The sequence below is a fragment of the Microbaculum mangrovi genome (genome assembly GCF_051390635.1).
In the GTDB taxonomy this organism is placed as follows: Bacteria; Pseudomonadota; Alphaproteobacteria; order Rhizobiales; family Tepidamorphaceae; genus Microbaculum.
This window is the reverse complement of the sequence record NZ_JBPODT010000005.1, coordinates 65,135-90,721: the sequence shown is the minus strand read 5'-3', so window position 1 is coordinate 90,721 and position 25,587 is coordinate 65,135. Positions and strand designations below refer to the sequence as shown.

The 25,587-nt window shown below is 66.2% G+C and carries 30 protein-coding genes; 9 read left to right on the top strand and 21 right to left on the bottom strand.

Annotated elements, in window-relative coordinates; translation table 11 throughout:
* The first annotated feature begins 140 nt into the window (after positions 1 to 140).
* Together ACSF9G_RS21170 and ACSF9G_RS21165 are read left to right on the top strand one after the other, a co-directional pair.
* Positions 141 to 680: an AprI/Inh family metalloprotease inhibitor gene (locus tag ACSF9G_RS21170; protein WP_436644136.1), complete on the top strand. Its 540-nt coding sequence runs from the start codon at positions 141 to 143 to the stop codon at positions 678 to 680.
* Positions 681 to 705: 25 nt separating this feature from the next.
* On the top strand, positions 706 to 1,341 hold the full coding sequence (locus ACSF9G_RS21165) for a glutathione S-transferase family protein (RefSeq protein ID WP_436644135.1): 636 nt from the start codon (positions 706 to 708) through the stop codon (positions 1,339 to 1,341).
* Between the two features lie 211 nt (positions 1,342 to 1,552).
* Here the strand turns inward: ACSF9G_RS21165 and ACSF9G_RS21160 are convergent, their stop codons facing one another.
* The 7 genes from ACSF9G_RS21160 to ACSF9G_RS21130 all read right to left on the bottom strand — a co-directional run bounded on the left by ACSF9G_RS21160 (position 1,553) and on the right by ACSF9G_RS21130 (position 8,080).
* A complete protein-coding gene (locus ACSF9G_RS21160) occupies positions 1,553 to 2,332 on the bottom strand; it encodes a succinate dehydrogenase iron-sulfur subunit (protein WP_436644134.1) in 780 nt (259 codons plus the stop codon).
* 42 nt (positions 2,333 to 2,374) lie between these two features.
* Positions 2,375 to 3,241, bottom strand: a complete 867-nt coding sequence (locus tag ACSF9G_RS21155) for an FkbM family methyltransferase (protein WP_436644133.1) — start codon at positions 3,239 to 3,241, stop codon at positions 2,375 to 2,377.
* Between the two features lie 17 nt (positions 3,242 to 3,258).
* A complete protein-coding gene (gene sdhA / locus ACSF9G_RS21150; protein ID WP_436644132.1) occupies positions 3,259 to 5,100 on the bottom strand; it encodes a succinate dehydrogenase flavoprotein subunit in 1,842 nt (613 codons plus the stop codon).
* Between the two features lies 1 nt (position 5,101).
* A complete protein-coding gene (gene sdhD / locus ACSF9G_RS21145; RefSeq protein ID WP_436644131.1) occupies positions 5,102 to 5,476 on the bottom strand; it encodes a succinate dehydrogenase, hydrophobic membrane anchor protein in 375 nt (124 codons plus the stop codon).
* Positions 5,477 to 5,489: 13 nt separating this feature from the next.
* Positions 5,490 to 5,888, bottom strand: a complete 399-nt coding sequence (gene sdhC / locus ACSF9G_RS21140) for a succinate dehydrogenase, cytochrome b556 subunit (protein WP_436644130.1) — start codon at positions 5,886 to 5,888, stop codon at positions 5,490 to 5,492.
* Positions 5,889 to 6,138: 250 nt separating this feature from the next.
* Positions 6,139 to 7,191 carry a MaoC family dehydratase gene (locus ACSF9G_RS21135; protein ID WP_436644129.1) on the bottom strand — a complete coding sequence of 351 codons (1,053 nt, stop codon included), beginning with the start codon at positions 7,189 to 7,191 and terminating at the stop codon, positions 6,139 to 6,141.
* A 4-nt stretch (positions 7,192 to 7,195) separates the two neighbouring features.
* The gene (locus tag ACSF9G_RS21130) at positions 7,196 to 8,080 is read right to left on the bottom strand and encodes an HpcH/HpaI aldolase/citrate lyase family protein (RefSeq protein ID WP_436644128.1); all 885 of its coding nucleotides are present in this window, start codon (positions 8,078 to 8,080) and stop codon (positions 7,196 to 7,198) included.
* 141 nt (positions 8,081 to 8,221) lie between these two features.
* Between ACSF9G_RS21130 and ACSF9G_RS21125 the strand changes: the two genes are divergently transcribed.
* The 5 genes from ACSF9G_RS21125 to ACSF9G_RS21105 are packed head-to-tail and all read left to right on the top strand — an operon-like array spanning position 8,222 to position 12,687.
* Complete coding sequence (locus tag ACSF9G_RS21125; RefSeq protein ID WP_436644127.1) at positions 8,222 to 9,394, top strand: NAD(P)/FAD-dependent oxidoreductase; 1,173 nt, start codon at positions 8,222 to 8,224, stop codon at positions 9,392 to 9,394.
* A gap of 13 nt (positions 9,395 to 9,407) precedes the next feature.
* Entirely contained in the window at positions 9,408 to 10,256 is an 849-nt protein-coding gene (locus tag ACSF9G_RS21120; RefSeq protein WP_436644126.1) for a bifunctional hydroxymethylpyrimidine kinase/phosphomethylpyrimidine kinase, read from the top strand.
* Positions 10,253 to 10,993 carry a DUF429 domain-containing protein gene (locus ACSF9G_RS21115; RefSeq protein ID WP_436644125.1) on the top strand — a complete coding sequence of 247 codons (741 nt, stop codon included), beginning with the start codon at positions 10,253 to 10,255 and terminating at the stop codon, positions 10,991 to 10,993. The genes ACSF9G_RS21120 and ACSF9G_RS21115 overlap by 4 nt, the downstream gene beginning before the upstream one ends.
* 58 nt (positions 10,994 to 11,051) lie before the next feature.
* Positions 11,052 to 11,987: a threonine/serine dehydratase gene (locus tag ACSF9G_RS21110; RefSeq protein ID WP_436644124.1), complete on the top strand. Its 936-nt coding sequence runs from the start codon at positions 11,052 to 11,054 to the stop codon at positions 11,985 to 11,987.
* Positions 11,988 to 12,033: 46 nt separating this feature from the next.
* Positions 12,034 to 12,687 carry a carbonic anhydrase gene (locus tag ACSF9G_RS21105; RefSeq protein WP_436644123.1) on the top strand — a complete coding sequence of 218 codons (654 nt, stop codon included), beginning with the start codon at positions 12,034 to 12,036 and terminating at the stop codon, positions 12,685 to 12,687.
* A gap of 139 nt (positions 12,688 to 12,826) precedes the next feature.
* On the opposite strand, the gene ACSF9G_RS21100 is transcribed toward ACSF9G_RS21105, so the two are convergent.
* Positions 12,827 to 13,852, bottom strand: coding sequence for an aspartate-semialdehyde dehydrogenase (locus ACSF9G_RS21100; RefSeq protein ID WP_436644122.1), 1,026 nt, complete (start codon positions 13,850 to 13,852; stop codon positions 12,827 to 12,829).
* Between the two features lie 444 nt (positions 13,853 to 14,296).
* On the opposite strand from ACSF9G_RS21100, the gene ACSF9G_RS21095 reads away from it, so the two are divergent.
* Entirely contained in the window at positions 14,297 to 15,646 is a 1,350-nt protein-coding gene (locus tag ACSF9G_RS21095) for an Nramp family divalent metal transporter (RefSeq protein WP_436644121.1), read from the top strand.
* Positions 15,647 to 15,730: 84 nt separating this feature from the next.
* Here ACSF9G_RS21095 and leuB read toward each other — a convergent pair whose 3' ends face one another.
* Both leuB and argH read right to left on the bottom strand, forming a co-directional pair.
* The gene (gene leuB / locus ACSF9G_RS21090; protein ID WP_436644120.1) at positions 15,731 to 16,843 is read right to left on the bottom strand and encodes a 3-isopropylmalate dehydrogenase; all 1,113 of its coding nucleotides are present in this window, start codon (positions 16,841 to 16,843) and stop codon (positions 15,731 to 15,733) included.
* 41 nt (positions 16,844 to 16,884) lie between these two features.
* The gene (argH, locus tag ACSF9G_RS21085) at positions 16,885 to 18,267 is read right to left on the bottom strand and encodes an argininosuccinate lyase (RefSeq protein ID WP_436644119.1); all 1,383 of its coding nucleotides are present in this window, start codon (positions 18,265 to 18,267) and stop codon (positions 16,885 to 16,887) included.
* Between the two features lie 69 nt (positions 18,268 to 18,336).
* Here argH and tlpA point away from each other — a divergent pair, with 69 nt between their 5' ends.
* Entirely contained in the window at positions 18,337 to 18,993 is a 657-nt protein-coding gene (gene tlpA / locus ACSF9G_RS21080; RefSeq protein WP_436644118.1) for a thiol:disulfide interchange protein TlpA, read from the top strand.
* Between the two features lie 11 nt (positions 18,994 to 19,004).
* Here the strand turns inward: tlpA and ACSF9G_RS21075 are convergent, their stop codons facing one another.
* From ACSF9G_RS21075 to ACSF9G_RS21025, 11 genes are all read right to left on the bottom strand, one after another.
* Complete coding sequence (locus ACSF9G_RS21075; protein WP_436644117.1) at positions 19,005 to 19,286, bottom strand: hypothetical protein; 282 nt, start codon at positions 19,284 to 19,286, stop codon at positions 19,005 to 19,007.
* An 89-nt stretch (positions 19,287 to 19,375) separates the two neighbouring features.
* The gene (locus ACSF9G_RS21070) at positions 19,376 to 19,579 is read right to left on the bottom strand and encodes a putative motility protein (protein WP_436644116.1); all 204 of its coding nucleotides are present in this window, start codon (positions 19,577 to 19,579) and stop codon (positions 19,376 to 19,378) included.
* An 87-nt stretch (positions 19,580 to 19,666) separates the two neighbouring features.
* Complete coding sequence (locus ACSF9G_RS21065) at positions 19,667 to 19,870, bottom strand: hypothetical protein (protein ID WP_436644115.1); 204 nt, start codon at positions 19,868 to 19,870, stop codon at positions 19,667 to 19,669.
* Positions 19,871 to 20,002: 132 nt separating this feature from the next.
* A complete protein-coding gene (locus ACSF9G_RS21060) occupies positions 20,003 to 20,206 on the bottom strand; it encodes a hypothetical protein (RefSeq protein ID WP_436644114.1) in 204 nt (67 codons plus the stop codon).
* Positions 20,207 to 20,550: 344 nt separating this feature from the next.
* Positions 20,551 to 21,447, bottom strand: coding sequence for a 3-hydroxybutyryl-CoA dehydrogenase (locus tag ACSF9G_RS21055; protein WP_436644113.1), 897 nt, complete (start codon positions 21,445 to 21,447; stop codon positions 20,551 to 20,553).
* A gap of 95 nt (positions 21,448 to 21,542) precedes the next feature.
* A complete protein-coding gene (locus ACSF9G_RS21050; protein ID WP_436644112.1) occupies positions 21,543 to 22,487 on the bottom strand; it encodes an electron transfer flavoprotein subunit alpha/FixB family protein in 945 nt (314 codons plus the stop codon).
* Positions 22,487 to 23,236, bottom strand: coding sequence for an electron transfer flavoprotein subunit beta/FixA family protein (locus ACSF9G_RS21045; RefSeq protein WP_436644111.1), 750 nt, complete (start codon positions 23,234 to 23,236; stop codon positions 22,487 to 22,489). Before ACSF9G_RS21045 ends, ACSF9G_RS21050 begins: the two co-directional genes overlap by 1 nt.
* Positions 23,237 to 23,452: 216 nt before the next feature.
* Positions 23,453 to 24,172, bottom strand: coding sequence for a rhomboid family intramembrane serine protease (locus ACSF9G_RS21040; protein ID WP_436644110.1), 720 nt, complete (start codon positions 24,170 to 24,172; stop codon positions 23,453 to 23,455).
* Positions 24,173 to 24,210: 38 nt separating this feature from the next.
* A complete protein-coding gene (locus ACSF9G_RS21035; RefSeq protein WP_436644109.1) occupies positions 24,211 to 24,798 on the bottom strand; it encodes a cob(I)yrinic acid a,c-diamide adenosyltransferase in 588 nt (195 codons plus the stop codon).
* A 12-nt stretch (positions 24,799 to 24,810) separates the two neighbouring features.
* The gene (locus tag ACSF9G_RS21030; protein ID WP_436644108.1) at positions 24,811 to 25,008 is read right to left on the bottom strand and encodes a twin transmembrane helix small protein; all 198 of its coding nucleotides are present in this window, start codon (positions 25,006 to 25,008) and stop codon (positions 24,811 to 24,813) included.
* 34 nt (positions 25,009 to 25,042) lie between these two features.
* Complete coding sequence (locus ACSF9G_RS21025; RefSeq protein WP_436644107.1) at positions 25,043 to 25,555, bottom strand: TspO/MBR family protein; 513 nt, start codon at positions 25,553 to 25,555, stop codon at positions 25,043 to 25,045.
* Positions 25,556 to 25,587: the final 32 nt, after the last annotated feature.

The following is a 25,587-nucleotide window of genomic DNA, read 5'->3' as shown; positions in this document are numbered from 1 at the left end:
CCCTGTTCGGTGCATAGGCCGGGGCCGGACGGAAGGCCGCGCGACGATACCGGTGCGAGGGGCGGCCGTATCGGCAGACTTGTCGACACCCGCCCCGGCTTGTAGGGTCTCGCCTCAGGGACCTGCGGCGGGAAACAAATATGTCGATACGATTGACCCCCAAACTGGGCGTTCTGCTCCTTGCGCTTCCGATACTGGCGGCGTGCAGCGGCAATTCGCAGCGCATTCGCCCGCTGCCGCCGGCGCCGACCGGCCCGGTCGTCAACCAGCCGCTGGGCGATCCGAGCGCCGTGACCGCCCAGACGCCCGAAGCGCCGCCGCCGCCGCCCTTCGACTCGCAAACGGACGGCGGGATGCAGGAACCGCAGCAGATGGCCGCGCTGCCGCCGGCGCAGGAAACGCCGACCAAGGAAAGCGTGCTGGGCCAGTGGGCGCTGGCCGGGCCCGGCGACTCCTGCCAGCTGTTCGTGACGCTGACCGGCTGGACCGGCGGTTATCGCGCCTCGACGCGCGGCTGCTCGTCGCCCGAACTCACCAGCGTCGGCGCCTGGAGCATCGAAGGCAACCTGGTCGTTCTGAAAGACAATGAGGGCAACCCGGTCGCCCGCCTCGCCAAGGCAGGCGCCACTCAGTACAACGGGCGCCTCGACCTTGGTGGCACCGTTTCGATGAGCCGGTAGGCACGACCCCAACGCGGACCCCCGAATGGCCGAGTATCATCTCTACTGCTTCGCCCAGTCCGGCAACGCCTACAAGGCGGCATTGATGCTGGAGACGACGGGGTGCGACTGGGGCTCGCGCTTCGTCGACTTCTTCAACGGCGAGACGCGGACGCCCGAGTACCGGCGAATCAACGTGATGGGCGAAGTACCGGTGCTGGTGCACGGCAACACGACGCTGTCGCAGTCGGGGGTGATCCTCGACTATCTCGCCGAGAAGACGGGCAAGCATGGCTGGCGAAACGACGACGAACGGCGCGAGGTGCTGCGCTGGCTGTTGTTCGACAATCACAAGTTCACCAGCTACACCGCGACCTACCGGTTCCTGAAGACCTTCGTGAAGGAGCCGAACGCGGACGTGCTGGAGTTCTTCGGCGGCCGGATGAAGGCGGCCTTCTCGGTGCTCGCCGCCCATCTGGCCGACCGGGACTGGGTCGCCCTGAACCGGACGACCATCGCCGACCTGTCGCTGTGCGGCTACATGTTCTTCGAGGACGAGATCGGCGTGAATTTTGCCGAGAGCTACCCCGCCATCGCCCGATGGCTGGACCGGGTGAGGGCGCTGCCGAACTGGAAGCACCCCTACGAGTTGATGCCCGGACACCCGATCCCGGGGACGTGAGTTTGCCACCCGGCTGCCGGGGTGACGTCGCAGTGTCCAGCGCGTGACGCGGATGCCGCTATGGGTCCCGGATCAAGTCCGGGGCACGCGCCTTCGGTTTTGGGCCTAGTTCTCGCTCTACACGCAGCCTTGAGTCCCGGACTTGATCCAGGACCCAGTAGCGGCGCCGCTCCGTACGGTGCGGACGCCGGGCCGGCGTCCCGCGCCCGCCCTATGTCCGCCGCTCGACCATCTTCTTCTTGATGTCGGCGATCGCCTTGGCCGGATTGAGATGCTTCGGGCAGGTCTGCGCGCAGTTCATGATCGTGTGGCAGCGATAGAGGCGGAACGGATCCTCGAGATTGTCGAGCCGTTCGCCGGTCGCCTCGTCGCGGCTGTCGACGATCCAGCGCTGGGCCTGAAGCAGCACGGCGGGGCCGAGATAGCGGTCGCTGTTCCACCAGTATGACGGGCAGGCGGTCGAGCAGCAGGCGCACAGGATGCATTCGTAGAGGCCGTCGAGCTTCTCGCGGTCCTCATGGCTCTGGCGCCATTCCTTCTCCGGCTGCGGCGTGGTCGTCTGCAGCCACGGCTCGATCGAGCTGTGTTGGGCGTAGAACTCGGTGAGGTCCGGCACCAGGTCCTTGACCACCGGCATGTGCGGTAGCGGATAGACTTTCACCGTGCCGTCCACCTCGTCCATGCCCTTGGTGCAGGCGAGCGTGTTCATGCCGTCGATGTTCATGGCGCAGGAGCCGCAGACGCCTTCGCGGCAGGAGCGGCGCAGCGTCAGCGTCGGATCGACGTTGTTCTTGATCCACAGAATGGCGTCGAGAACCATCGGGCCGCAGTCGTCGAGGTCGACATAGTAGGTGTCGACGCGGGGATTCTGGCCGTCGTCCGGGTTCCAGCGGTAAATGCGCAGCTCGCGGACGCGCTTGGCGCCCTCGGGCTTCGGCCAGACCTTGCCCTCGGTGATCTGCGAGTTCTTGGGAAGCGTCAGCTGGACCATATCAGCTCCTGTACGACCTGTCGGCGTGCACTCGGGCGGGGACTAGACCCGCTCTCGGGTTAAGACGGTGTTGGCCGCGGTCTTCGTCAAAGGCTCATAGCCGCGCGCGGCCAGCGCGGCAAGGCAATCGGTTTCCCAGCGCTCGGAGACGTCGGTCTCGACGAGCACGGCGCGGGGCAGAAGGGCGTCGGGCACGGCGCGCAGGAACGGTACCAGCGCGCGGTCCTCGTAGCCCTCGATATCGACCTTGAGGACGTCGATCGCGGAAACGGCGGCGTCTGCGAGAATGTCGAGGAGCGGGCGGACCGACACTTCGAAGTGGCCCTCGGGCCGGAAAGCGACGTCCTCGATCAGCGAGGACTGGCCGACATTTCCGCCGGCGCTCGCGTGCAGCGCCGCGGTTCCTTCCGCAGCGCCAGCGGCGGCGCGGACGATCCGGATATTGGCGAGCCCGTTGGCGGCGATGTTGAAGGCCAGACGGTCGGCGGTGCCGGGATGCGGCTCGATCGCGATCACCCGGCCGGAGGGGCCGAGGCGCCTGGCCGCCCACAGGGCGTAGAGACCGATATTGGCGCCGACATCGACGAAGGTGCCGCCCCTTTGGAGGAACGGCGCGATCGCGGCGCGTTCGTCCCGGTCGGGCAGGCGGCCGCGCGCCATGGCGACGCGGTCGGAATGGTTGTCGGCGGGGTAGGCGCGCAGGCGGATATCCTCGGCCTCTATGTCGAAGGGGCCCGGCGCGAGGCGGCTGAGCAGAAGGCGGAAACGGGCACGGTGACGTGGCGACAGGCGCCGCGAATCGGCGACGCGCCACAGGGTCCGCGCGACCATGCCGGGCCGGCGGCAGCCGAACCCGGTCGCGGCCCCGGAACGGCCGGTCGGCAGGATCTGCGTCATGGCGGTCGCCATCGCTTGGGTTCCCGGCCTCAGTAAACCCGGGCCTTTGGCTCGATGTACTGGATGTCGTTGGACATCGTGAAGGAGTGGACCGGACGGTAGTCGATCGTGACCTGGTGGTTCGCCTGATTGGCCCACGCGAGCGTGTGCTTCATCCAGTTCTTGTCGTCGCGGTCGGGATAGTCCTCGCGGGCGTGCGCGCCGCGGCTCTCGGTCCGGTTCGACGCGCCTTCCATGGTGACGACGGCCTGGGTGATCAGGTTGTCGAACTCCAGCGTCTCGACGAGATCGGTGTTCCAGATCAGCGAGCGGTCGGTGACCTTGACGTCGGCGGATGCCTTCCAGACGTCGTGGATCAGCCCCTTGCCCTCGGCGAGGATATCGCCGGTGCGGAACACCGCGCAGTTGGTCTGCATGACCTTCTGCATGTTCAGGCGCAGCTCGGCGGTCGGCGTGCCGCCGTCGGCGTAGCGGAAGTGGTCAAGCCGCTCGATGGCATTCTGGCCGGCATCCTTCGGCAGGTCGGGATGCTTCTCGCCGTGCGTGATCGTCTCGGCGCAGCGCAGGCCGGCAGCGCGGCCGAACACCACCAGGTCGATCAGCGAATTGGAGCCGAGGCGGTTGGCGCCGTGAACGGAGACGCAGGCCGCCTCGCCGATGGCCATAAGGCCGGGCACCACCGCGTCCGGGTTGTCGCCGTCCTTGGTCAATACCTCGCCGTGATAGTTCGTCGGGATACCGCCCATGTTGTAGTGGACGGTCGGCAGCACCGGGATCGGTTCCTTTGTGACGTCGACGCCGGCGAAGACGCGTGCGGATTCGGAGATGCCGGGCAGGCGCTCAGCCAGCACCTTCGGATCGAGGTGATCGAGGTGCAGGAAGATGTGGTCGTTGTCCTTACCGACGCCGCGGCCTTCGCGGATCTCGATGGTCATCGCACGCGAGACGACGTCGCGCGATGCGAGGTCCTTGGCGTGCGGCGCGTAACGCTCCATGAAGCGCTCGCCTTCCGAATTGACCAGATAGCCGCCCTCGCCGCGGGAGCCCTCGGTGATCAGGCAGCCGGCGCCGTAGATGCCGGTCGGATGGAACTGGACGAATTCCATGTCCTGAAGCGGCAGGCCGGCGCGCAGCACCATGCCGCCGCCGTCTCCGGTGCAGGTGTGCGCCGAGGTGCAGGAGAAGTAGGCGCGGCCGTATCCGCCGGTAGCCAGGATCGTCTTGTGGGCCCTGAAGCGGTGCAGCGTGCCGTCGTCGAGGCACAGCGCCACGACGCCGCGGCAGGCGCCGTCTTCCATGATCAGGTCGATGGCGAAATATTCGATGAAGAACTCGGTGGCGTGCCGCAGCGACTGGCCGTACAGCGTGTGCAGCATGGCATGGCCGGTGCGGTCGGCCGCCGCGCAGGTGCGCTGGGCGATGCCTTCGCCGAAATGGGTGGTCATGCCGCCGAACGGGCGCTGGTAAATCTTGCCGTCCTCGGTGCGCGAGAAGGGCAGGCCGTAGTGCTCGAGCTCGTAGACGGCGGCCGGTGCGTGGCGGCACAGATATTCAATGGCGTCCTGGTCGCCGAGCCAGTCGGACCCCTTGACGGTGTCGTACATGTGCCAGCGCCAGTCGTCCGGCCCCATGTTGCCGAGCGAGGCGGCGATGCCGCCCTGGGCCGCGACCGTGTGGCTCCTGGTCGGGAACACCTTGGTGACGCAGGCCGTCTTCAGCCCGGCTTCCGCCGCGCCGAGGGCCGCGCGCAGGCCGGACCCGCCGGCGCCGACCACCACGACGTCGAAGGTGTGGTCGGTGAAGGGGTATTCGCGTCCGTTGACGCTCGGCACGGCAATGCCGTTGCCGCCGGTCTCACCGTTCTTTGCCATGTCAGCCTCCGAAGGCGAGCTTGAGTATGGCGAACGCCGCCGACAGGCCGACGATCGCGCAGAAGAAGGTATTGGCCACGATCAGCAGCAGCTTGCTGGTCTCGCCGTGGATGTAGTCCTCGATGATCACCTGCATGCCGATCTTCATGTGCGTCACCACCGACAGGACGGCGAGCAGGAGCAGGATGGCGATCACAGGGGAGGACAGGGTGGCGGCGACGACCTTGTACTTGTCGCCGGCGAGAACGATGACCAGCAGGACGAAGAAGACCGTCAGTGGCACGTTGGCCAGTGCGGTGAGCCGCTGCTTCCAGAAATCTTCGGTGCCGTCCTTGGCGGAGCCAAGGCCGCGAACGCGGCCGAGAGGGGTGCGCATCGCTAGAATCTCCTCACTTCACCGCGTAGCCGACGATCCAGACCAGGATGGTCAGCGATACCGAGCCGATGATCGTCGCCCACGCCATGGCGTTGGCGGTCTTCAGCGAGAAACCGTGGCCGAGGTCCCAGACGAAGTGGCGCAGGCCGCCGAGCATGTGGTGGATCAGCGCCCAGGTGAAACCGAACAGGACGATCTGGCCGAGGATCGTGCCGAACAGACCGTTGACGAAGTTGAAGTAGCGCGGTCCGTAGGCCGCCGCGAGCAGCCACCATGCGAACAGGGCCATGCCGAAATAGAGCGCGGCGCCGGTGATCCGGTGGAGAATCGACATGACCATCGTGACGATGGGCCGGAAAATCTGGAGATGGGGAGATAGCGGCCGCTCGGCCGAGAGTTTCGCGTCTGCCATGGCTTTCTGCGGGTCTTCCCGCCATCTTTGCCGTCGAATCCGACAGCTGTTGCCTTTACACGTTGCGTTCTATCGTCCAGTCGCCCGGCTGGCAACGCATCCTAACGTATGCAAGCCATGCCGAGCCCGTCCAACGCGGACCGCCGACGATCCGATTTCCCTTCGATCGTGCGGCCGATCCACCGGAGGTGCCCCGTTCGCGGCCGTTTTCGTCGATCCCGGGCCGCGCGCCGGCGCGGCTCATGCGGCGTCAGCGCGGGATCAGCGCCCAGTAGTCGAGATCGAGGATAACCGAGGGATCGTAGCGGTTCTCGGCATCGACATAGGGGAAGTCGGCGCAGGCGCGGTCCTTGGTGGCGATGGTGCGCAGGCGTAGCGCGCCAATGTCGTCGCGGCCGGGAAGCTCGGCGTGATCGATCACCTCCGACCAGGCATAGACCGTTTCGCCGGCGAAGAGCGGCGCCACGTGCCGGCCACCGTTGATGGCGGCGACATGCCAGGCGTTGGCCAGGCCGTTGAAGGAGAGCGCCCGGGCGAGACTGATGACGTGGCCGCCGTAGATGAGCCGCCGGCCGAAGCGGCCCTGTCCCTCGGTATGCTGGTTGAAATGCACCTTGGCGGTGTTCTGGTACAGGCGCGTGGCGATCTGGTGCTCGGCCTCCTCGACGGTCATGCCGTCGACATGGTCGATGCGTTCGCCCGGCAGATAGTCGGCGAAGCGGTGCGGGCTGCCCGACAGCCGGTCGTCCCAATAGGTGCCGCTGATGACGGGCGCGGCGTCGCCGAGCGTATCGGCGGCGAGGGCGGCGGGCACTTCCGGCACGACCGCTTCGGGCGCCGGCGTGGCTGCGTCGCGCTTGCGGACCATCACCCAGCGGATGTAGTCGAGCACCTCGGTGCCGTCCTGCTTGAAGCCCTGCGTGCGGACGTAGACGACGCCGGTCTTGCCGTTCGAGTTCTCCTTGACGCCGATCACCTCGGATATCGCCGACAGCGTGTCGCCGGGGTAGACCGCGTGCAGGAAGCGGCAGCCGGCGTAGCCGAGATTGGCCACGGCGTTGAGCGAGATGTCGGGCACGGTCTTGCCGAAGACGATGTGGAAGACGAGCAGGTCGTCGACGGGCGCGTGCGGATAGCCGACGCCCCTGGCGAAGGCATCCGCCGACTGCACGGCGAAGCGCGAGCCGTAGAGCGCTGTATAGAGCGCCACGTCCCCGACGGTCACCGTGCGCGGCGTGGCGTGATGGATCGTCTCGCCGACGACGAAATCCTCGAAGAAGCGTCCTGTGTTGGTCTTGCTCATGGACTCACTCCCCATCGCGGGCTTCGATCGCGTCGCTGAGTGCCACCGTACGCTTGGCCATCTCGGCGTGCAGCAGCTCGACCATGCGGCCGTCAAGCGAGATCGCGCCCTTGCCCTTGTTCTCCGGCAGTTCGAAGGCGGCGATGATCTTGCGGGCCTGGGAAACCTCCGCTTCCGAGGGGGCGAAGACCGCGTTGGCGCCGGCGACCTGGGCGGGATGGATCAGGGTCTTGCCGTCCATGCCGAGATCGCGGGCCTGCTGGCACTCGGCCATGAAGCCGTCGGTATCGCGGAAGTCGTTGTAGACGCCGTCAATGATGTCGAGGCCGTAGGCGCGGGCGGCGAGAATCGAGGTCACCAGCCAGGGCATCATTGGCGCACGGCCGGGCACGAACCGGGCACGTGTCTCCTTGGCGAGGTCATTGGTCCCCATGACGAAGGCCGCCAGCGGCGCGTGCGAATGGGCGGCGCATCCGGCGATCTCCTGAATGTTGAGGAGGCCGAGCGGCGTTTCCATCATCGCCCACAGTGGAATCGACTTGCCGGCCATCTCGACCCTGCGGGCGACGGCGTCGAGATCGGCGGCGCGGTTGGGCTTGGGCACGAGGATCGCATCGGGACCGGCCTCGATCGCGGCCTCCAGGTCGTCGTGACCCCATTCGGTGTCGAGGGCGTTGATGCGGATGATCAGCTCGCGCGACCCGTAGGTGCCGGACTTGACGGCTTCGGCGACCTGCGCACGGGCCGTTGCCTTCATGTCCGGGGAAACGGCGTCCTCCAGATCGAGGATCAGCGCGTCGGCCGGCAGGGTCCGGGCCTTCTCCAGGGCGCGCTCGTTGGAGCCGGGCATGTAGAGCACGCTGCGGCGCGGGCGAATGGTCTTAGTCACGTCTTATACCCCGTCACGGTCGATTTTGCGGCGCACACTAGAGCCGTTCCCGTCCAAATGGAACCTGTCTGGACACAAAGGGCTCTAGCTCGCGCGTGCGGCCTGTGTCACCTTTCCCGCCGGTGTCATGGGGGCCGACAAGTGGCGCGATCGAATTACGACGTGGTCATCATCGGTGGCGCGGCGGTCGGCAGCGCCATCGCCTGGTTTCTGAAGGGCGAGCTGGGATTTGCCGGCTCGGTCGCCGTGATCGAACGCGATTCGACCTATGCGCACGCCGCCACGACCCTGTCGGCGGCCTCGATCCGCCAGCAGTTCTCAACGCCTGAGAACATCCGGATGTCCCGCTTCGGCCTCGCGTTCCTCAAGGGGCTCGAAAGCCGTTTCGGCGCTGAATCGGACGTCGCCTTTCGCGAGGCGGGCTATCTGCTGCTCGCCTCCGGCCCCGGCCGGTCGGTGCTGGAAGCCAATCACGCGGTGCAGCAGACGGAAGGCGCGGATGTCGTGCTGCTGGAGCCGGACGCCCTCCGTCGCCGTTTCCCGTGGCTGTCGACGGACGGCGTCGCGCTCGGTTCGCTGGGACTGTCGGGCGAGGGCTGGTTCGACGCCCATGGCTTGCTGCAGCTTCTCAAGTCCGGCGCACGGGCGGCCGGTGCGGACTACATCGAGGGAAAAGTCACGGAAATCGACAGCGCGATCGGCCATATCGAGGCCGTACATCTGGCCGAGGGACGACGCATCATCTGTGGGACGCTCGTCAATGCCGCCGGGCCGCAGGCCGGGCACGTGGCACGGCTTGCCGGTCTGGCGCTTCCGGTCGGCCCGCGCAAGCGCTCGGTTTTCGTGTTCCGATGCCGGGACGCCGTCGGTGCGATGCCGCTGATGGTCGACATCTCCGGCGTCTGGGTGCGGCCGGAGGGCGACGTCTACATCACCGGCATCTCGCCGCCAGAGACCGAGGATCCGGAGACCGAGGATCTCGAGGTCGACTATCCTCTGTTCGAGGAGATCATCTGGCCCGCGCTGGCCGAACGCGTGCCCGCCTTCGAGGCGATCAAGATGGAACGCGCCTGGGCCGGACACTACGATTACAATTCGCTCGACCAGAACGCGATCATCGGTCCGCATCCCGACGTGCCGAACCTGATCTTCGCCAACGGCTTCTCCGGCCACGGCCTGCAACAGGCGCCGGCGGCTGGACGGGCGGTCGCCGAGCTTATAGTGCTCGGCCGCTACGACACGCTGGACCTCTCCATATTCGGCTATGATCGTATCGCGGCGCGCCGGCCGGTGCGCGAACTCGCAGTGATCTGATCGCGGAATTTCGATGGCGACGCTTCTGTCCATATCCTCCTGGGTCGCCCGCGGACATGTCGGCAACGCGGCGATCCGCTTTCCGCTGATGCGCCGCGGCATCGACGTTGTTGCGCTGCCGACCGTAATCCTTGCCCATCACCCCGGTCATGCCCGGGACGTCGCCAGAGCGGAGATGCCCGATATCCTGGCGATGGGCCAGGACATCCTCGGCTCGCCGAGCCCCCATCCGGTGGACGGGGTGCTCGCCGGTTACGTCGCGCTGGCGCCCCAGGCCGTTGCCATCGCCGGCCTCGTCGCGGAAGCGCGCGCCTATCGCGAGGGCGTTCCGATGCTGCTCGACCCGATCGTCGGCGACAACGGCCAGCTCTATGTCGATCCGCTGGTCGTCGACGAAATTCGGGCGAACCTAGTGCCGATGGCCGATATCGCGACGCCCAACGTCACCGAACTGGTGGCCCTCACGGCGCCAAAGCGGATCAGGAAGGCGCCAAGCCTCGACGAGGCCGAGATCGTCAAGCTGGCGCGCAAGCTTCCGGTCCCTACCGTCGTCGTCACGTCCGCCCCCGCAAGCGGCGAAGGACGGTCCGCGAACATCGTCGTCACCGAGGACATCGCCGTTCGGATCGAAACGCCGACCGTCGAGTTGCACGTGCACGGAACGGGCGATCTGCTCGCCGGGCTCGTCCTCGGCGAGATCGTCGGTGGCCAGGATATCGTGCCGGCCGTGGCGATGGCCTCCGCGATCGTTCACGACGTGCTCGCGGTCACCGCCAGGGCGGGCCGCGACGAGCTTGCCGTCGTCGCCGCGCAGAAGCTGATCGCCTCGCCGAAGACGACCGCCGAGGTGGCGATGCTATGAACGCGCGCTGGGTCGCCGGCGTGGACGGCTGTCCCGGCGGCTGGATCGCGGTCCTCCTCGATACCAGCGACGCCCATGCGCCGCGTGTCACGGTTCAAACGCGCTTTTCCGACATACTCGAATTGCCGGAAGACCCCGCCGTCATCGGCGTCGACATACCGATCGGGCTGCCGGACACTCTGGTCGGACACGGGCGGGCCTGCGAGGTCGCGGTGCGCAGGCATCTCGGGCCCCGCCAGTCGAGCGTGTTCTCGATTCCGGCGCGCGCGGCGGTTATGGAAACCGACTATCGCAAGGCCTGCGCCGTTGCCGCGGGGCATTCCGAGCCGCCGCGGCGCGTCTCCAAGCAGGCCTTCCATCTGTTCGCGAAGATCCGCGAAATCGATCTGCTGCTGCGGGAGTGGTCGCGGCTACAGGACCGGGTCTTCGAGACCCATCCGGAAGTCTGCTTCCTGCACATGAACGGCGGAAAGCCCGCTTCGCTGCCGAAGAAGATCAAGAGCCGTGTCAATCCGGCGGGGCTGGAGGAGCGGCGCGGCCTGCTGCGCGCGGCCGGTTTCCCTTCGGATTTCCTGGACACCGGACGCAGGCCGCCGAAGCCGGCGGCGGCCGACGATTTCCTCGATGCCTGCGCGACTGCGTGGACCGCCCGGCGCATCCTCGACGGGCAGGCGGTCTGCTACCCGGACCTGCCGCCTCGGGACGCTTTCGGGCTCGAAATGGCGATCCGCGCCTGAACCGGGACGTTGCGTCGGCGGCGCTCGCCGGCTACGAGGTGGCTCGGGAGTTCATATTATGCTCGGTTCCGCAGAGATCGAAGCCGCCTACGAGCGGATCGTCGGCCGCGTGCGCCGCACTCCGGTGATGGAGGTGGAGGCTGCGGCTTTCGACACGTCCGATCCGGTCTGCCTGAAGCTCGAGCTCACCCAGCATTCCGGATCGTTCAAGGCGCGCGGCGCGTTCAATACCCTGTTGTCGCGTGAGGTGCCCGCGGCGGGCGTCGCGGCGGCGTCGGGCGGCAATCACGGTGCGGCGGTCGCCTTTGCCGCCCACGCGCTCGGCATCCCCGCCCATATCTTCGTGCCGGAAATCTCGAGCCCGGTGAAGATCGACCGGATCAAGGGGTTCGGTGCCGACGTCGTGGTCGAGGGGGCGGCCTATGCCGATGCGCTGGAGCGCTGCGAGGCGTTCATGGCGAAGACCGGCGCGGTCGGCATTCACGCCTATGACGCGGAGGAGACCGTTGCCGGACAAGGCACCGTCGCTCTGGAGTGGCAGGATCAGGACGGACAACTCGACACGGTTCTGGTCGCCGTCGGCGGCGGCGGCCTGATCTCCGGCATCGCCGCCTGGTATGCCGGCCGAGTCAAGGTGGTCGGCGTCGAGCCCGAGACCTCCTGCGCCCTGCACGCGGCGCTCGAAGCCGGTCGGCCGTTGGACGTTCCGGTGTCCGGCCTCGCCGCGGATTCGCTTGGAGCGCGCAGTGTCGGCGCCCTGAACTTCGAGATCTGCAAGGCCCATGTCGACGGCGTGGCGCTGGTGCCCGACGGCGCCATCGCGCAGGCGCAGCGTTGCTTGTGGGACCGCCTCAGGGTTGCCGCGGAACCGGGCGGCGCGGCGGCGCTGGCCGCGCTCCTGGCCGGAGCCTACAAACCGGCGCCCGGCGAACGGGTGGGCGTTCTGGTCTGCGGCGGCAACGTTGATCTTTCCAAACTGGCCGCTCTGACATAAATCCGTAGCGGGATATTGCGCTGCAACACAACAATAGAGGTCAACAATGCCCTTTCCAGCCGATCTGATTAACGGTTACCGGCGTTACGCCGGCGAACGGCTGCCGGAGGAACGCGGCCGGCTCGCCCAGCTCGCGAAGCTCGGCCAGGCGCCCCGAGCCATGGTGATCGGCTGTTGCGACTCGCGCGCGGCTCCGGAGACCGTGTTTTCCACGAGGCCGGGCGAGCTGTTCGTCGTCCGCAACGTCGCCAACATCGTGCCGCCCTACGCGCCCGACGACGCGCACCACTCGACCAGCGCGGCGATCGAGTTCGCGGTGCGCGAGCTTATGGTGCCGGACATCGTGGTTCTCGGCCATTCGCTGTGCGGCGGTATCGCGGCTTATCTCAAGGGGCGCCAGCTCGAGGAGATCCGTGGCGATTTCATCGGTCCGTGGATCGATCTCCTGAGCGGGTCGCAGTCGGAGGCCGAGGCGACGGACAAGGACCTCGCCGATGCCGACATGCAGCGCGCGGTCGAGGAAGTGGTTGTTCGCCGTTCGCTGAAGAACCTGACGACGTTCCCGTTCGTGCGCGAGAAGGTCGACGCCGGCGAGGTCACGCTGCACGGCGCCCATTTCGGCATCGCCACCGGCGAACTGCGGATCCTCGATCCGGAGACGGGACGCTTCGAGGCGGTTGCGACGGCCGAAGAGGCGTAGGCGCGGCCGTCCGTCGACACGTTATTGCCGATCCTGACCGGGGCCGGGCCTGCCCCGGCAATCTAGGCGGCGTGGCCTGTCACGCCCGGATCAAGTCCGGGCATGACGTGCGAAAGGGAACCGTTCGGTCCCTCGGGCCTTACGCCGCCTTCTTCAGAAGGCCGCGGTTGATCACGGTCTCGGCGATCTGGACGGTGTTCAGCGCGGCGCCCTTGCGCAGGTTGTCGGAGACGACCCACAGGTTCAGGCCGTTCTCGACCGTCGCGTCCTCGCGGATGCGGGAGACGAAGGTGGCGAAATCGCCGACGCATTCGACCGGCGTGACGTAGCCGCCGTCCTCGCGCTTGTCGACGACGAGCACGCCCGGCGCGGTGCGCAGGATCTCGCGGGCTTCCTCCGGCGTGATCGGCTTCTCGAACTCGATGTTGATGGCCTCGGAGTGGCCGACGAAGACCGGCACGCGGACGCAGGTCGCGGTCAGCTTGATCTTCGGATCGAGCATCTTCTTGGTCTCGGCGACCATCTTCCATTCCTCCTTGGTCTGGCCGTCTTCCATGAAGACGTCGATGTGAGGAATGACGTTGAAGGCGATCTGCTTGGTGAACTTCTTGGGCTCGGGTGCGTCGGTGACGAAGATGCCGCGGGTCTGGGTCCACAGCTCGTCCATCGCGTCCTTGCCGGCGCCGGAAACCGACTGGTAGGTGGCAACGACGACGCGCTTGATCCGGGCGACGTCGTGCAGCGGCTTCAGCGCCACGACGAGCTGGGCGGTGGAGCAGTTCGGATTGGCGATGATGTTGCGCTTGGTGAAGCCGGCAACCGCGTCGGCGTTCACTTCCGGCACGATCAGCGGAACGTCCGCGTCGTAGCGGAAGGCCGAGGAGTTGTCGATGACGAGGCAGCCCTTGGCGGCGATCTTCGGCGACCATTCCTTGGAGACCGAACCGCCGGCCGACATCAGGCAGAAATCGACGCCCGAGAAGTCGAACTGCTCGAGGTCCTTGCACTTCAGGGTCTTGTCGCCGAACGATACCTCGGTGCCGAGCGAACGGCGCGACGCGACGGCATAGACCTCGTCGGCGGGGAAGTCCCGCTCTGCGAGGATATTGAGCATTTCGCGGCCCACATTGCCCGTGGCACCGACGACAGCGACCGAATAACCCATCGGTTAAGTCTCCTGAAGCCTTCCAGCAGTTCTGATCTTGAAGCTGGTCCCGTCTCTCCCCGCGGGTCGGGTCGCCTCAAACCGGCCTTTGCCGGCTCGGGGCCCGCCCTCTCGCCCCGCCGGGGAGAGGGACCGGGGACGAGCGAACGGTCAGGCGCCGGTGGTGCCGGTGCCCGATTTGGTGACCGTTTTGGTCGTCGCTTCGGTGGCGACCGTCGGGGCCATCGCCTTACATCCTCGTTGCGCCGCAACAGCGGCCGACCATGCGAAACAGTATTCCGGCGAAAAAGTCAATGAAAACCGCTCCGCGCTAGCGGATTGCGACGCAGCGCTCGTGGGCGGCGGCGGCCTCGGGGGCGAGACAGCGCAGGCGTCGGGGACGGGCGTCGGTGAGATGATAAGTATATAGTTGCGAATAGTTCTTATTAGCAATAATCTGGCGCGATGCTGAAGGAGACGCCCGCACTATTCGATCGGGAGGCCGGATGGAGACGGCCGGTCGGCGACCGGTCGCTTTCCGACGTTCACGCCAGCATCGCGGTGCCGCGCGGCCGCGGGCCGTGGCGCAAGTTTCTCTCGTTCCTGGGCCCGGGCTATCTCGTTGCCGTTGGCTATATGGATCCGGGCAACTGGGCGACGTCGCTGGCCGGGGGAGCGAAGTACGGCTACACGCTGCTTTTCGTCGCCCTGTTGTCGAATTTCATGGCGATCGTGCTGCAGGCCCTCAGCGTGCGGCTGGCGATTGCGACCGGGCGCGATCTCGCCCAGGCCTGTCGGGACGCGTGGTCCGTGCCTGTGTCCTTCGTCCTCTGGGTGCTGGCCGAACTGGCGATCGTCGCGACCGATCTCGCCGAGGTGATCGGCACCGCGATCGGCCTCAATCTCCTGTTCGGGCTGCCAATCGAGATCGGGGTCGTCATCACCGCGCTCGACGTGTTCCTCGTGCTCTACCTGCAAAGCAAGGGCTTCCGGTGGATCGAGGCCTTCATCATCACGCTGCTCGGAGTCATCGCCGCCTGTTTCCTTGTCCAGATCGTTCTCGCCAACCCGGACTGGAGCGGGGTCGCCTCGGGCTTCATCCCGAGGCCTGAGATCGTCACCGAGCCGGGCATGCTCTATCTCGCGCTCGGGATCCTGGGGGCGACCGTGATGCCGCACAATCTCTACCTGCACACCGGAATCGTGCAGACGCGCGCCTATGGCGACAGCGTCGACGAGAAACGCGAGGCGATCCGCTATGCCTCGATCGACTCGACCGTAGCGCTGATGTTCGCCCTGACGATCAACGCGTCGATCCTGATCCTGGCGGCGGCCACTTTCCACTCCGCGGGTATGTTCCATATCGAGGAGCTCGACGAGGCGCAGGCGCTGCTGATGCCGCTGCTCGGCGCCGCGATCGCACCGGTGCTGTTCGCGGTGGCGCTGATCGCCTGCGGCCTCAACTCCACCGTGACGGCGACCATGGCCGGGCAGATCGTCATGGAGGGGTTCCTGCGCATCCGCCTGGCGCCGTGGATGCGGCGGCTGATCACGCGCGGTATCGCCATCGTGCCGGCGGCGATCGTGGCCGTGCTCTACGGTGAAAGCGGAACGGCGAAACTCCTGATCTTCAGTCAGGTGATCCTGAGCCTGCAACTGCCCTTCGCGGTGATCCCGCTGGTGCTGTTCGCAGCCGACAGGCGCAAGATGGGCGCGCTGGTCGCGCCACGCTGGATGACCGTGCTCGCCGCCGTGATCGCGGCGACGATCGTCGTTCTCAATGCAAAGCTGGTGTGGGATTTCGTGATCGGCTGAGCCTCGGGCGCCCGGCCGTGCGCATCAGGTAAAACGGCGTCGCGGTCCGCCGGTTATCCCCGCCGGACCGCGACCGACCTTGTCCTAGCCTGCCCGCTTCGACATGGCCGCGAGGATCGCGTCGCCCATGTCGCTCGTCGAGACCGAGTTCTGGCCCTTGGCGGCCAGGTCGGCGGTACGCGCGCCGGAGGCGAGCACGTCGGCGATGGCGCCGTCGACGAGATCGGCGGCGTCGCCCATGTCGCAGGAATAGCGCAGGGCCATGCCCAGCGAGGCGATCATGGCGATCGGGTTGGCGATGCCCTTGCCGGCGATGTCCGGCGCGGAACCGTGCACGGGCTCATAGAGCGCCTTGCGCTTGCCGGTCACCGGGTCCGGCGCGCCGAGGGAGGCCGACGGCAGCATGCCGAGCGAGCCGGTCAGCATGGCCGCGACGTCGGACAGCATGTCGCCGAACAGGTTGTCGGTGACGATGACGTCGAACTGCTTGGGCCAGCGAACGAGCTGCATGCCGCCGGCGTCAGCCAGCATGTGCTCGAGCTCGACGTCGGGATACTCGGCCTTGTGGACGGCGGTGACGACCTGGTTCCAGAGGACGCCGGAGCGCATGACGTTGCGCTTCTCCATCGACGTCACCTTGTTGTTGCGGGCGCGGGCGAGCTCGAAGGCGACACGGGCGATGCGCTCAATCTCGTGCGTCGTGTAGAGCTGGGTATCTACGGCGCGCTTCTCGCCGTTCTCCAGCGTTACGATCTCCTTCGGCTCGCCGAAATAGACGCCGCCGGTGAGCTCGCGCAGGATGAGGATGTCCAGGCCCTCGACCACGTCGCGCTTCAGGCTGGAAGCGTCGGCGAGCGCGGGATAGCAGATCGCCGGGCGCAGGTTGGCGAAAAGCTCGAGGTCCTTCCTGAGCCGCAACAGGCCCGCTTCCGGGCGCACCTCGTAGGGCACCGAGTCCCACTTCGGACCGCCGACGGCGCCGAAGATCACGGCATCGGCCTTCTGCGCCTTGTCCATGGCGTCGTCGGTGATCGACACGCCGTGGGCGTCATAGGCCGAACCGCCGACGAGATCGGTCTCGGTCTCGAAGGTCGCGCCGGAGTTCTTGTCGAGCCAGGTCAGCACGCGGCCGACCTCGGTCATCACCTCGGGACCGATACCGTCACCGGGCAAAAGGAGCAGATTGAAGGACGCCATATTTCTTCCCTTGTCTTGAAACCAACCGTTCGCGAAGGCCGTCAGGCCTTGAGTTTTTCCAGCCAGGCTTCCGCCTGCGCCTTGACGTTGGCGGGGGCGGTACCGCCATAGCTCGTGCGGCTCTTCACCGAATTCTCGACGCCGAGCACCTCGAATATCTCCGCCGTGATCCTCGGTTCGATCGCTTGCATTTCTTCCAGGGCCAGAGCGTCGAGATCGCGCCCGGACTGCGCGGCGAGGCCGACGACACGGCCGGTGACGTGATGGGCCTCGCGGAACGGCATGTTGAGCGTGCGCACGAGCCAGTCGGCAAGATCGGTCGCGGTCGAGTAGCCGGCGCCGGCGGCGGCCTGCATCCGTTCCCGGTTCGGCTCCATGTCGGAGACCATGCCGGTCATCGCCGCGACCGCGAGTTCCGCGGCATCGAGGGCGTCGAAGAACGGCTCCTTGTCCTCCTGCATGTCCTTCGAATAGGTCAGCGGCAGGCCCTTCATCACCGTCAGCAGGCCGACCATCGCGCCGAAGATGCGGCCGGTCTTGGCGCGCACCAGCTCGGCGGCGTCGGGATTGCGCTTCTGCGGCATGATCGAGGACCCGGTCGTCCAGGCGTCCGACAGGTGGACGAAGCCGAACTGGGCCGACGACCAGATAACGATCTCCTCGGCGAAACGCGACAGGTGCATCGCCATGATCGACAGCGCGGACAGCGTTTCGAGCACGAAATCGCGGTCGGCGACGGCATCGAGCGAATTGGCCGTCGGCCGGTCGAAGCCGAGGGCCTTCGCGGTCATCTCGCGGTCGATCGGAAACGAGGTGCCGGCGAGCGCGGCCGATCCGAGCGGGCTTTCGTTGAGCCGCCTGCGGGCGTCGACGACGCGGCCGCGGTCGCGGCCCGTCATCTCGACATAGGCAAGCAGGTGGTGGCCGAAGGTGACGGGCTGCGCCGCCTGCAGGTGGGTGAAGCCCGGCATCACTGCGTCGTAGTGTGCCGCGGCCTTGCCGGCCAGCGCACGCTGCAGGGCCGCGAGCGCCGTATCCAGCCGGTCGAGCGCGTCGCGCACGTACAGGCGGAAATCGGTCGCCACCTGGTCATTGCGCGAGCGGGCGGTATGCAGCCTGCCGGCCGCGGGGCCGACGAGCTCGGAGAGCCGCGACTCGACATTCATGTGAATGTCCTCGAGCGCGGTCGAGAAATTGAACGATCCGGACTCGATCTCTGACGCGATCGTGTCTAGACCGTGAGTGATCGCCTTCGCATCTTCGGGCGTCAGGATGCCGGTTTCCGCCAGCATGGCCGCATGCGCCTTGGAGCCGGCGATGTCCTGTTGCCACAGGCGGCGATCGAAATCGATGGACGCGTTGATCGCTTCCATCACAGCATCGGGACCTGCGACGAAACGGCCGCCCCACATCTTGTTGCTCATGGCGTCACTCTCATGGCGTTATTTCCCCGGGGGCGGACCCCGGTGCCGGTTAGGGACTAAGAAGACACGATGGACCAGAACAGATCTTCCGGCCGCGGCCGCATCGTCTTGATCGGCGCGTTGGGCGTCGCCGCCGCGATTGCTGCCGTCGGCATATACGGGATCGTTGGGCAGAATGGCAACGGTGAGGCCGGTCTTTGCTCGAGTTCAAGCGCGCTGGCGGCGACGGTCGACGGTCTGGCGACCGGTGAGGTGGCGGCCCTGATCATCAACGAATCACCGAAGCCAGCGCCGGAATTGACCTTCGTCGACGACACCGGTGCCGAGCGGGCGCTCTCCGACTGGAAGGGCAGGGCGGTTCTGTTCAATCTGTGGGCGACGTGGTGCGCACCCTGTCGCTACGAGATGCCGGCGCTCGACAACCTACAGGCCGAGTTCGGCGGGGACGAATTCGAGGTGGTCGCGGTCAATATAGACACCGGTGGCGACGACAAGCCGAGGAAATTCCTGGCCGAGGTGAAGGTCGACGATCTCGCCTACTATGCCGATCACACAACGGACGTTTTCCGCGAACTTAAGAAGGCCGGCAGGGCGTTCGGGCTGCCGACGACGCTGCTTATCGACAGGGACGGCTGCGAGATAGCCCATATGGCCGGGCCGGCGGAATGGGATTCGGACGACGCGAAAGGTGTCGTGCGCGCCTTGATAGGCGGGACCCAACAATAGGTTTCGTTACGTCAGGCGAAAATTTCGTTCAGGCTGTTGAAGCTTTCGGCGGCTTTCTGGAGTTCCCGGTTGCGCGCCTGGACGTCGGCCTCGATGCGCGTGACGGCCTGCCGCATGGCGAGGTTGACGAGCTCCTGGCCCGCCGAGGCGTTGATCGAGAACAGGGAGGTCGCGTAGGACTTCGCCGAGGTGGCGCCTTGCTGGACGGCCTGACGGTTCATCCGCGTGCCGTAGTTGAAGCGCTTTGACTGCGCCGTCTGGTTCGCAAGGTGGAACTTGCCGCCGATCGCCATCGGATCTCCTCCAACGACTTCGGTTTCTACGGATAAGACATTAACGAATTGGTGTGGCGGGCCCGTCTGTCGGCCGCCCGGCGCGTTCTTCAGGCCGTTATGTCGAGGTTGCCGCCAACCCCGGCAGCGGTGTTCTTTGCCAGTCGAGCGAGATTTTCGCTGCTCTGTTCGAGCATGGCGACGACAGTCTGGCCGGCCTCGGCGTTCATCTTCAGAATCTTGGCCGCCGCCGCCGTCTGTACTTTGGCCGCACTGGCGGATGCAAACGATGCGGCGATGGCGCTCGGTTCCATGGGCTACTCCGATATGGGCGGAGGGAACCTTGACGGGCGGCTCTTAAGTTTCCGCTAAGCGCGACAGAGGTCGCGAAGACGCGCCGATCAAACCGAGATGTCGAGAACGTCGCCCGTGCCCGCGGCCACGTCGGCGGCGATGCGCTCCAGTTCGTCGGCGCTTTCGCGGAATGCCTCGAGCACGCGTTCGGCCGCCTTCGGGTTCATGTCCATCATCTTGGCCGTGACCGCGAGGGCGACATCCGCCTTATGGCGGGCGAGAAATACCGAGACGGCAAGCGTCGGATCCATCGGAATTCGACCTTTAATTCAGCAGGTGATCCCGACTCTCGCGCCACCGGCTTAACGCGAGCTTTAAAGAAACGGTTAATATGCCGGGACGGCCTTGCCTCCGAAGCTCCCGACCGGTGTGCTTGGTGGCGGTCAGACCGTGATGTCGAGTGACGTGCCGGTGCCTTTGGCCAGTTCGTCCATCTCGCGTTCCATCGATGCGACGGTGTCGTCTACGGCCTCGACCAGATCCTTGGCGTCCTGCGGATCCGGGTTCTGCATCTTGGCCGCGAACGCCATGGCCAACTCGGCTCGATGTTTGGCGAGCAGCATCGATACTGCGATCTGAGATATCATGGTGTTACGAGCCTCTGGACCGATAACGTCGAGAGTGTCTCGCTGCCGGATTAACGGGACCTTTAAATAAAAGGTAAACGGGCGACGCCCTTTCGGGCGCCCTTGGCCGGTTGTCCGCATCCAAGCGGCACTGGCGCGAAGCCTGCGCTTGGCTGGGATGTCCGCTCAGACGGTGTGCCAGACTACCGTCGCCGCCTTAAGATTTGATTGAGCCGGGGACCGGGAACCGTGCCGGCAGCGGTGTGAACCCGGCGGCACCGTGAACCCGGCTGGCGCGAGGGCGACAGGCTGTCGCCCCTCTATGCGTCAAACCCGTATGACCATGCCCGAAGGGGCGGTCGCGATCAGCGGGTGGGAACGGGCGTCTCGCCGCGATAGTCGTAGAAACCGCGCTGGGCCTTGCGGCCGAGCCAGCCGGCCTCGACGTATTTCACCAGGAGCGGGCAGGGCCGGTACTTGGAGTCGGCAAGGCCTTCGTAAAGCACCTGCATGATCGACAGACAGGTATCCAGGCCGATGAAGTCTGCAAGTTCGAGCGGACCCATCGGGTGGCGCGCGCCAAGGCGCATGGCGGTGTCGATGGCTTCCACCGAGCCTACGCCCTCGTAGAGGACGTAAACCGCCTCGTTAATCATCGGCAGCAGGATGCGGTTGACCATGAAGGCCGGGAAGTCTTCGGACACCGCGATGGTCTTGCCGAGCTCGTCGACGAAATTGCGGGCTGTCTCGAAGGTGGCGTCCTCGGTGGCGATGCCACGGACGAGTTCCACCAGCTCCATGACCGGCACCGGATTCATGAAATGAATTCCGATGAAGCGCTCCGGCCGGTCGGTCGAAGCGGCGAGCCGGGTGATCGAAATCGACGAGGTGTTGGTGGAAAGCAGCGCCTCCGGCTTCAGGACAGGGCACAGCGCCTTGTAGATCTCGCGCTTGACGGTCTCGTTCTCGACCGCAGATTCGATCACGAGATCGACTTCGCCGAGGCCGGGTAGCGTCGGGCACGCGGAAATACGGCTGAGCGCGCCCTGGCGTTCTTCCTCGGTGATGCGGCCGGAGGAAACCTGCCGGGCCATGTTGCCATTGATGGTGGCAAGTCCGGACTCGATGCGGTCGACATTGACGTCGTGGAGCCTGACGTCGAACCCGCCCAAGGCGCAGACATGCGCGATGCCGTTGCCCATCTGGCCGGCGCCGATAACGCCGACCGTACGGATCTTTGTGCCTGTCGTGCCGTCTGTCACGCTCGCTTCACTCCATCATCCAGTCGTGCACGAGCTATCACGTTCGGCATGCCGCGTGAAGTGGATTCATGCTGCAACGCACCAACGCCCCGGCATTACTTGCCAATCTTGGCCAGTTCCTGCTCCAGCTCCGGCAGGATCTGGAAGAGGTCGCCAACCAGGCCGTAGTCGGCGACCTGGAAGATCGGTGCCTCCTCGTCCTTGTTGATGGCGACGATGACCTTGGAGTCCTTCATGCCGGCGAGATGCTGGATCGCGCCGGAGATGCCGACCGCCACGTAGAGTTCCGGTGCGACGACCTTGCCGGTCTGGCCCACCTGGTAGTCGTTCGACATGTAGCCGGCGTCGACGGCGGCGCGGCTGGCACCGATCGCGGCCCCGAGCCTGTCGGCCACCGGCATCAGCACCTTCTCGAAGTTCTCGCCGGAGGCCATGCCGCGGCCGCCGGAAACGACGATCTTCGCCGATGTCAGCTCCGGGCGATCGGACTTGGTCAGTTCCTCGCCGATGAATTCGGAAACAGCCGGCAGATCTGGGACCGTGGCCGCCTCGACCGAGGCCGAGCCGTTCATCTCGACGGCCGGGAACGCGGTGGCCCGCACCGTGACGACCTTCTTGGGATCGTTCGACTTCACCACCTGAATGGCGTTGCCGGCGTAGATCGGCCGCTCGAACGTGTCGGGACCTTCAACCGCCGTGATCTCGGAGACCTGCATGACGTCGAGCAGGGCCGCGACCCGAGGCATGAAATTCTTGGCGCTGGTCGTCGCTGCGGCGACGATGGCGTCATAACCGCCGGCGAGGGATGCCACGAGTGCCGCCATCGGCTCGGCCAGGCGGTGCTCGAGCGCGCCGGCCTCGACCAGCAGCACCTTGCGGGCACCGGCGAGCTTCGCGGCGTCTTCGGCAACGGCCGCGCAGCCCTGGCCCGCGACCAGCACATCGACGTCGGAGCCGATGGCCTGAGCGGCGCTCATGGCCTTCGCGGTCATGTCGCTGAGGGCGGCGTTGTCGTGTTCGGCAATGAGAAGAACGGCCATCAGATTACACCCGCCTCGTTCTTGAGTTTGTCCACCAGTTCCGCGACGGACCCGACCTTGACGCCGGCCTGGCGCGCGGGGGGCTCGGTGGTCTTGACGACCTCGAGCCGCGGGGCGACGTCGACGCCGTAGTCGCCGGGCGTCTTTTCGTCGATCGGCTTCTTCTTGGCCTTCATGATGTTGGGCAACGAGGCGTAGCGCGGCTCGTTGAGGCGCAGGTCCGTGGTGACGATCGCGGGCGCGTTCAGCTTCACCGTCTGCAGGCCGCCGTCGACTTCCCGTATGACGGTGATCGAGCCGTCGCCGATCTCGACCTTCGAGGCGAAGGTGCCCTGCGGCCAGCCGAGCAGGGCGGCCAGCATCTGGCCGGTCTGGTTTGCGTCGTCGTCGATCGCCTGCTTGCCGAGGATCACGAGGCCGGGGCCTTCGGCCTCGACAACGCCCTTGAGGATCTTGGCGACTGCGAGCGGTTCGACCGGCGTGTCGGACTTGACCAGGATGCCGCGGTCGGCGCCCATGGCCAGCGCGGTCCGGATGGTCTCGGCGGCCTGGGCCGGACCGATCGACACGGCGATGATCTCCTCGGCCTTGCCGGCCTCCTTGAGCCGGATTGCTTCCTCGACGGCGATTTCGTCGAACGGATTCATCGACATCTTCACATTGGCCAGCTCAACGCCCGTGCCGTCCGCCTTGACGCGGATCTTGACGTTGTAGTCGACCACCCGCTTGACGGGCACCAATACCTTCATAGAGCGCAACTCCCTCAGTGGGGACACGGAAAGAAAACGATGTGCCACGGGTTTTGATGCAGTGCACACCGACAAGGCCTGAACGGACATGAAATCCGTGCTTCGCCCCATTATACAATCGACAGCGGGCCGAAGCGCGGCGGACGGTAATTGCGGTGCAGCAAAGTGTCAACGCCGGGGCGACGCGATGGGGTGCGGCGCTCTCGGGGGCGGCGCTCAGGAACGGGATGGCGGCAGGGCCGTGACGAGGCCGCGGTCGAACAGCGGCACGCCGCGCCGGCGCATGAAGACGACGAGGACCGCGCCGGCGGCCAGACCGCCGACATGCGCCCACCAGGCGACGGAGTCGTTTTCCGCCGCGGTCAGGATCGAGAAAACCTGCAGGACCACCCAGAAACCGAGCACCCAGGCCGCTTTCAGCCTGAGCGGGACGCGCCACAGAACCAATACCCAGACCTTCACGTTGGGATGCAGCATCAGGTAGGCGGCGATGACGCCGGATACCGCCCCGCTGGCGCCGACCAGCGGGGCAACTGACTGCGGCTGGGCGAAATCGTGAACCAGCGCGGCGGCGACACCGCACAGGAGATAGAAGGCTAGGAAGCGCCAATGGCCCATGGCGTCCTCGACATTGTCGCCGAAGACCCAGAGGAACAGCATGTTGGAGGCCAGGTGCAGGAAACCGCCATGCACGAACTGGTAGGTCAGGAGCGTGAAGCTCTCCGGTACGATGGCGTACTGGGCCGGCAGCTCCCGGTAGTCGTTGAACACGGCCGGGATGAGGCCGAAGGTATAGGCCGTGGTCTCGAGCGCATCGGCGAATATGCCGCTGACGAAGACGACGTAGACAAAGACGTTGACGACGATCAGCGCGACCGTGACGTACTGGAACGGGAGATGACGCAGCGGATTGTTGTCGCTGATCGGCACGAACATGTCCGGCTCCCCCGTATTCCGCTAGCCGAGCATAGTACTCAGCGGTTCTGTCCGGCCACCCACAAGACCTCGTCACTGCCCTTGCCGTTGGCCCAGCGGCTGGCGACGAACAGGAAATCCGACAGCCGGTTGGCGTACTTGAGCGCCATTTCGCCGACGCGCTCGCCCTCGCTCATGGCCAGTTCGACCATCAGCCGTTCGGCCCGGCGCGAAACCGTGCGGGCCAGATGCAGATGCGCCGCGGCCGGCGTGCCGCCCGGCAGGACGAAGGACCGCAGCGGCTTCAGATCGGCATTCAGACGATCGATCTCGCTTTCAAGGCGCGTCACCTGAGCCTCAACGATACGCAGCGGCTCCCATTCCAGTGTCTCGCCCGTGTCGGGCGTGCACAGGTCCGCGCCCAGGTCGAACAGGTCATTCTGGATGCGGCCCAGCATCGTGTCGAGCTCGGCGAGCTCGGGATCGGCCGCGGTGTGGAGGCGGACGATGCCGATCGTCGCGTTGGTCTCGTCGACGGTGCCGTACGCCGAGACCCTGAGATCGTGCTTCGGCCGGCGCTCGCCGGTCGACAGGGCGGTCGTGCCGGCATCGCCGGTCTTCGTGTAGATCTTGTTCAGGATGACCATCGTGCGCTTCCGCTAGTGCCGGCTCATCAGCCAGATCGTCACCATGATCACGCAGATCGCCAGGAATTGCAGGCCGACGCGCCAGCGCATCAGCTTCTGCGACATATTGGGGCTGCCCCCGCGCATCATGTTCCACAGGCCGAGCAGCAGGACGACGGCCACGGCGGCGATGGCGACGGGTACGATGTAGGTGACGAACAGGTCGGACATTTCGGGTGCTTTCTCGCCGGTCGGTGCGCCGGCATCAAGCGTTCATAGCAAAGATCGTTGCGTTGAGCACCGTCGCGAACGCGACCCAGGCGAGATAGGGCGCCATCAACAGGCCGGCGGGACGCGAAACCGCGCGGAACAGCCAGGTGGTCCGCGCGACGGCCGCGAGCAGGGGCAGGATGATCAGAAGGCCGAAGAGCGGGCTTTGGGCACCGAAGAACGCCCAGGACCAAATGGCATTGAGGGTCAATTGCACCGCGAAGGCGAAAAGACCACGCCGTCGCCGCGCGTCGAATGCCGGGGCGCGCCAGACAAGCCAAGCGGCGACCGCCATCATGATGTAGAGCGCGGTCCAGACGATGGGAAAAACGACGGGCGGCGGCGTCCATGCCGGTTTCGCAATGCCGGCGTACCAGGGATCGATATTGGGCGTGGTGGCGAGCGAGCCGAGAAAGCCGACGATCAGGCACAGGGCCAGGAGGCCGCCGAGTGCGGCGGCATCCGCAAGGCGCGACCGTTCCGGATCCTGGTAGCTTATGCCTGTCATGGGTGGCGACTCCTCCACATTCACGGCAGATA

Coding starts and splice junctions, on each gene's coding strand:
- ACSF9G_RS21170 (WP_436644136.1), top strand. CDS start 141: ATGTCGATACGATTGACCCCCAAACTGGGCGTTCTGCTCCTTGCGCTT.
- ACSF9G_RS21165 (WP_436644135.1), top strand. CDS start 706: ATGGCCGAGTATCATCTCTACTGCTTCGCCCAGTCCGGCAACGCCTAC.
- ACSF9G_RS21160 (WP_436644134.1), bottom strand. CDS start 2,332: ATGGTCCAGCTGACGCTTCCCAAGAACTCGCAGATCACCGAGGGCAAG.
- ACSF9G_RS21155 (WP_436644133.1), bottom strand. CDS start 3,241: ATGGCGACCGCCATGACGCAGATCCTGCCGACCGGCCGTTCCGGGGCC.
- sdhA (WP_436644132.1), bottom strand. CDS start 5,100: ATGGCAAAGAACGGTGAGACCGGCGGCAACGGCATTGCCGTGCCGAGC.
- sdhD (WP_436644131.1), bottom strand. CDS start 5,476: ATGCGCACCCCTCTCGGCCGCGTTCGCGGCCTTGGCTCCGCCAAGGAC.
- sdhC (WP_436644130.1), bottom strand. CDS start 5,888: ATGGCAGACGCGAAACTCTCGGCCGAGCGGCCGCTATCTCCCCATCTC.
- ACSF9G_RS21135 (WP_436644129.1), bottom strand. CDS start 7,191: ATGAGCAAGACCAACACAGGACGCTTCTTCGAGGATTTCGTCGTCGGC.
- ACSF9G_RS21120 (WP_436644126.1), top strand. CDS start 9,408: ATGGCGACGCTTCTGTCCATATCCTCCTGGGTCGCCCGCGGACATGTC.
- ACSF9G_RS21115 (WP_436644125.1), top strand. CDS start 10,253: ATGAACGCGCGCTGGGTCGCCGGCGTGGACGGCTGTCCCGGCGGCTGG.
- ACSF9G_RS21110 (WP_436644124.1), top strand. CDS start 11,052: ATGCTCGGTTCCGCAGAGATCGAAGCCGCCTACGAGCGGATCGTCGGC.
- ACSF9G_RS21105 (WP_436644123.1), top strand. CDS start 12,034: ATGCCCTTTCCAGCCGATCTGATTAACGGTTACCGGCGTTACGCCGGC.
- ACSF9G_RS21100 (WP_436644122.1), bottom strand. CDS start 13,852: ATGGGTTATTCGGTCGCTGTCGTCGGTGCCACGGGCAATGTGGGCCGC.
- ACSF9G_RS21095 (WP_436644121.1), top strand. CDS start 14,297: ATGCTGAAGGAGACGCCCGCACTATTCGATCGGGAGGCCGGATGGAGA.
- leuB (WP_436644120.1), bottom strand. CDS start 16,843: ATGGCGTCCTTCAATCTGCTCCTTTTGCCCGGTGACGGTATCGGTCCC.
- argH (WP_436644119.1), bottom strand. CDS start 18,267: ATGAGCAACAAGATGTGGGGCGGCCGTTTCGTCGCAGGTCCCGATGCT.
- tlpA (WP_436644118.1), top strand. CDS start 18,337: ATGGACCAGAACAGATCTTCCGGCCGCGGCCGCATCGTCTTGATCGGC.
- ACSF9G_RS21075 (WP_436644117.1), bottom strand. CDS start 19,286: ATGGCGATCGGCGGCAAGTTCCACCTTGCGAACCAGACGGCGCAGTCA.
- ACSF9G_RS21070 (WP_436644116.1), bottom strand. CDS start 19,579: ATGGAACCGAGCGCCATCGCCGCATCGTTTGCATCCGCCAGTGCGGCC.
- ACSF9G_RS21065 (WP_436644115.1), bottom strand. CDS start 19,870: ATGGATCCGACGCTTGCCGTCTCGGTATTTCTCGCCCGCCATAAGGCG.
- ACSF9G_RS21060 (WP_436644114.1), bottom strand. CDS start 20,206: ATGATATCTCAGATCGCAGTATCGATGCTGCTCGCCAAACATCGAGCC.
- ACSF9G_RS21050 (WP_436644112.1), bottom strand. CDS start 22,487: ATGGCCGTTCTTCTCATTGCCGAACACGACAACGCCGCCCTCAGCGAC.
- ACSF9G_RS21045 (WP_436644111.1), bottom strand. CDS start 23,236: ATGAAGGTATTGGTGCCCGTCAAGCGGGTGGTCGACTACAACGTCAAG.
- ACSF9G_RS21040 (WP_436644110.1), bottom strand. CDS start 24,172: ATGTTCGTGCCGATCAGCGACAACAATCCGCTGCGTCATCTCCCGTTC.
- ACSF9G_RS21035 (WP_436644109.1), bottom strand. CDS start 24,798: ATGGTCATCCTGAACAAGATCTACACGAAGACCGGCGATGCCGGCACG.
- ACSF9G_RS21030 (WP_436644108.1), bottom strand. CDS start 25,008: ATGTCCGACCTGTTCGTCACCTACATCGTACCCGTCGCCATCGCCGCC.
- ACSF9G_RS21025 (WP_436644107.1), bottom strand. CDS start 25,555: ATGACAGGCATAAGCTACCAGGATCCGGAACGGTCGCGCCTTGCGGAT.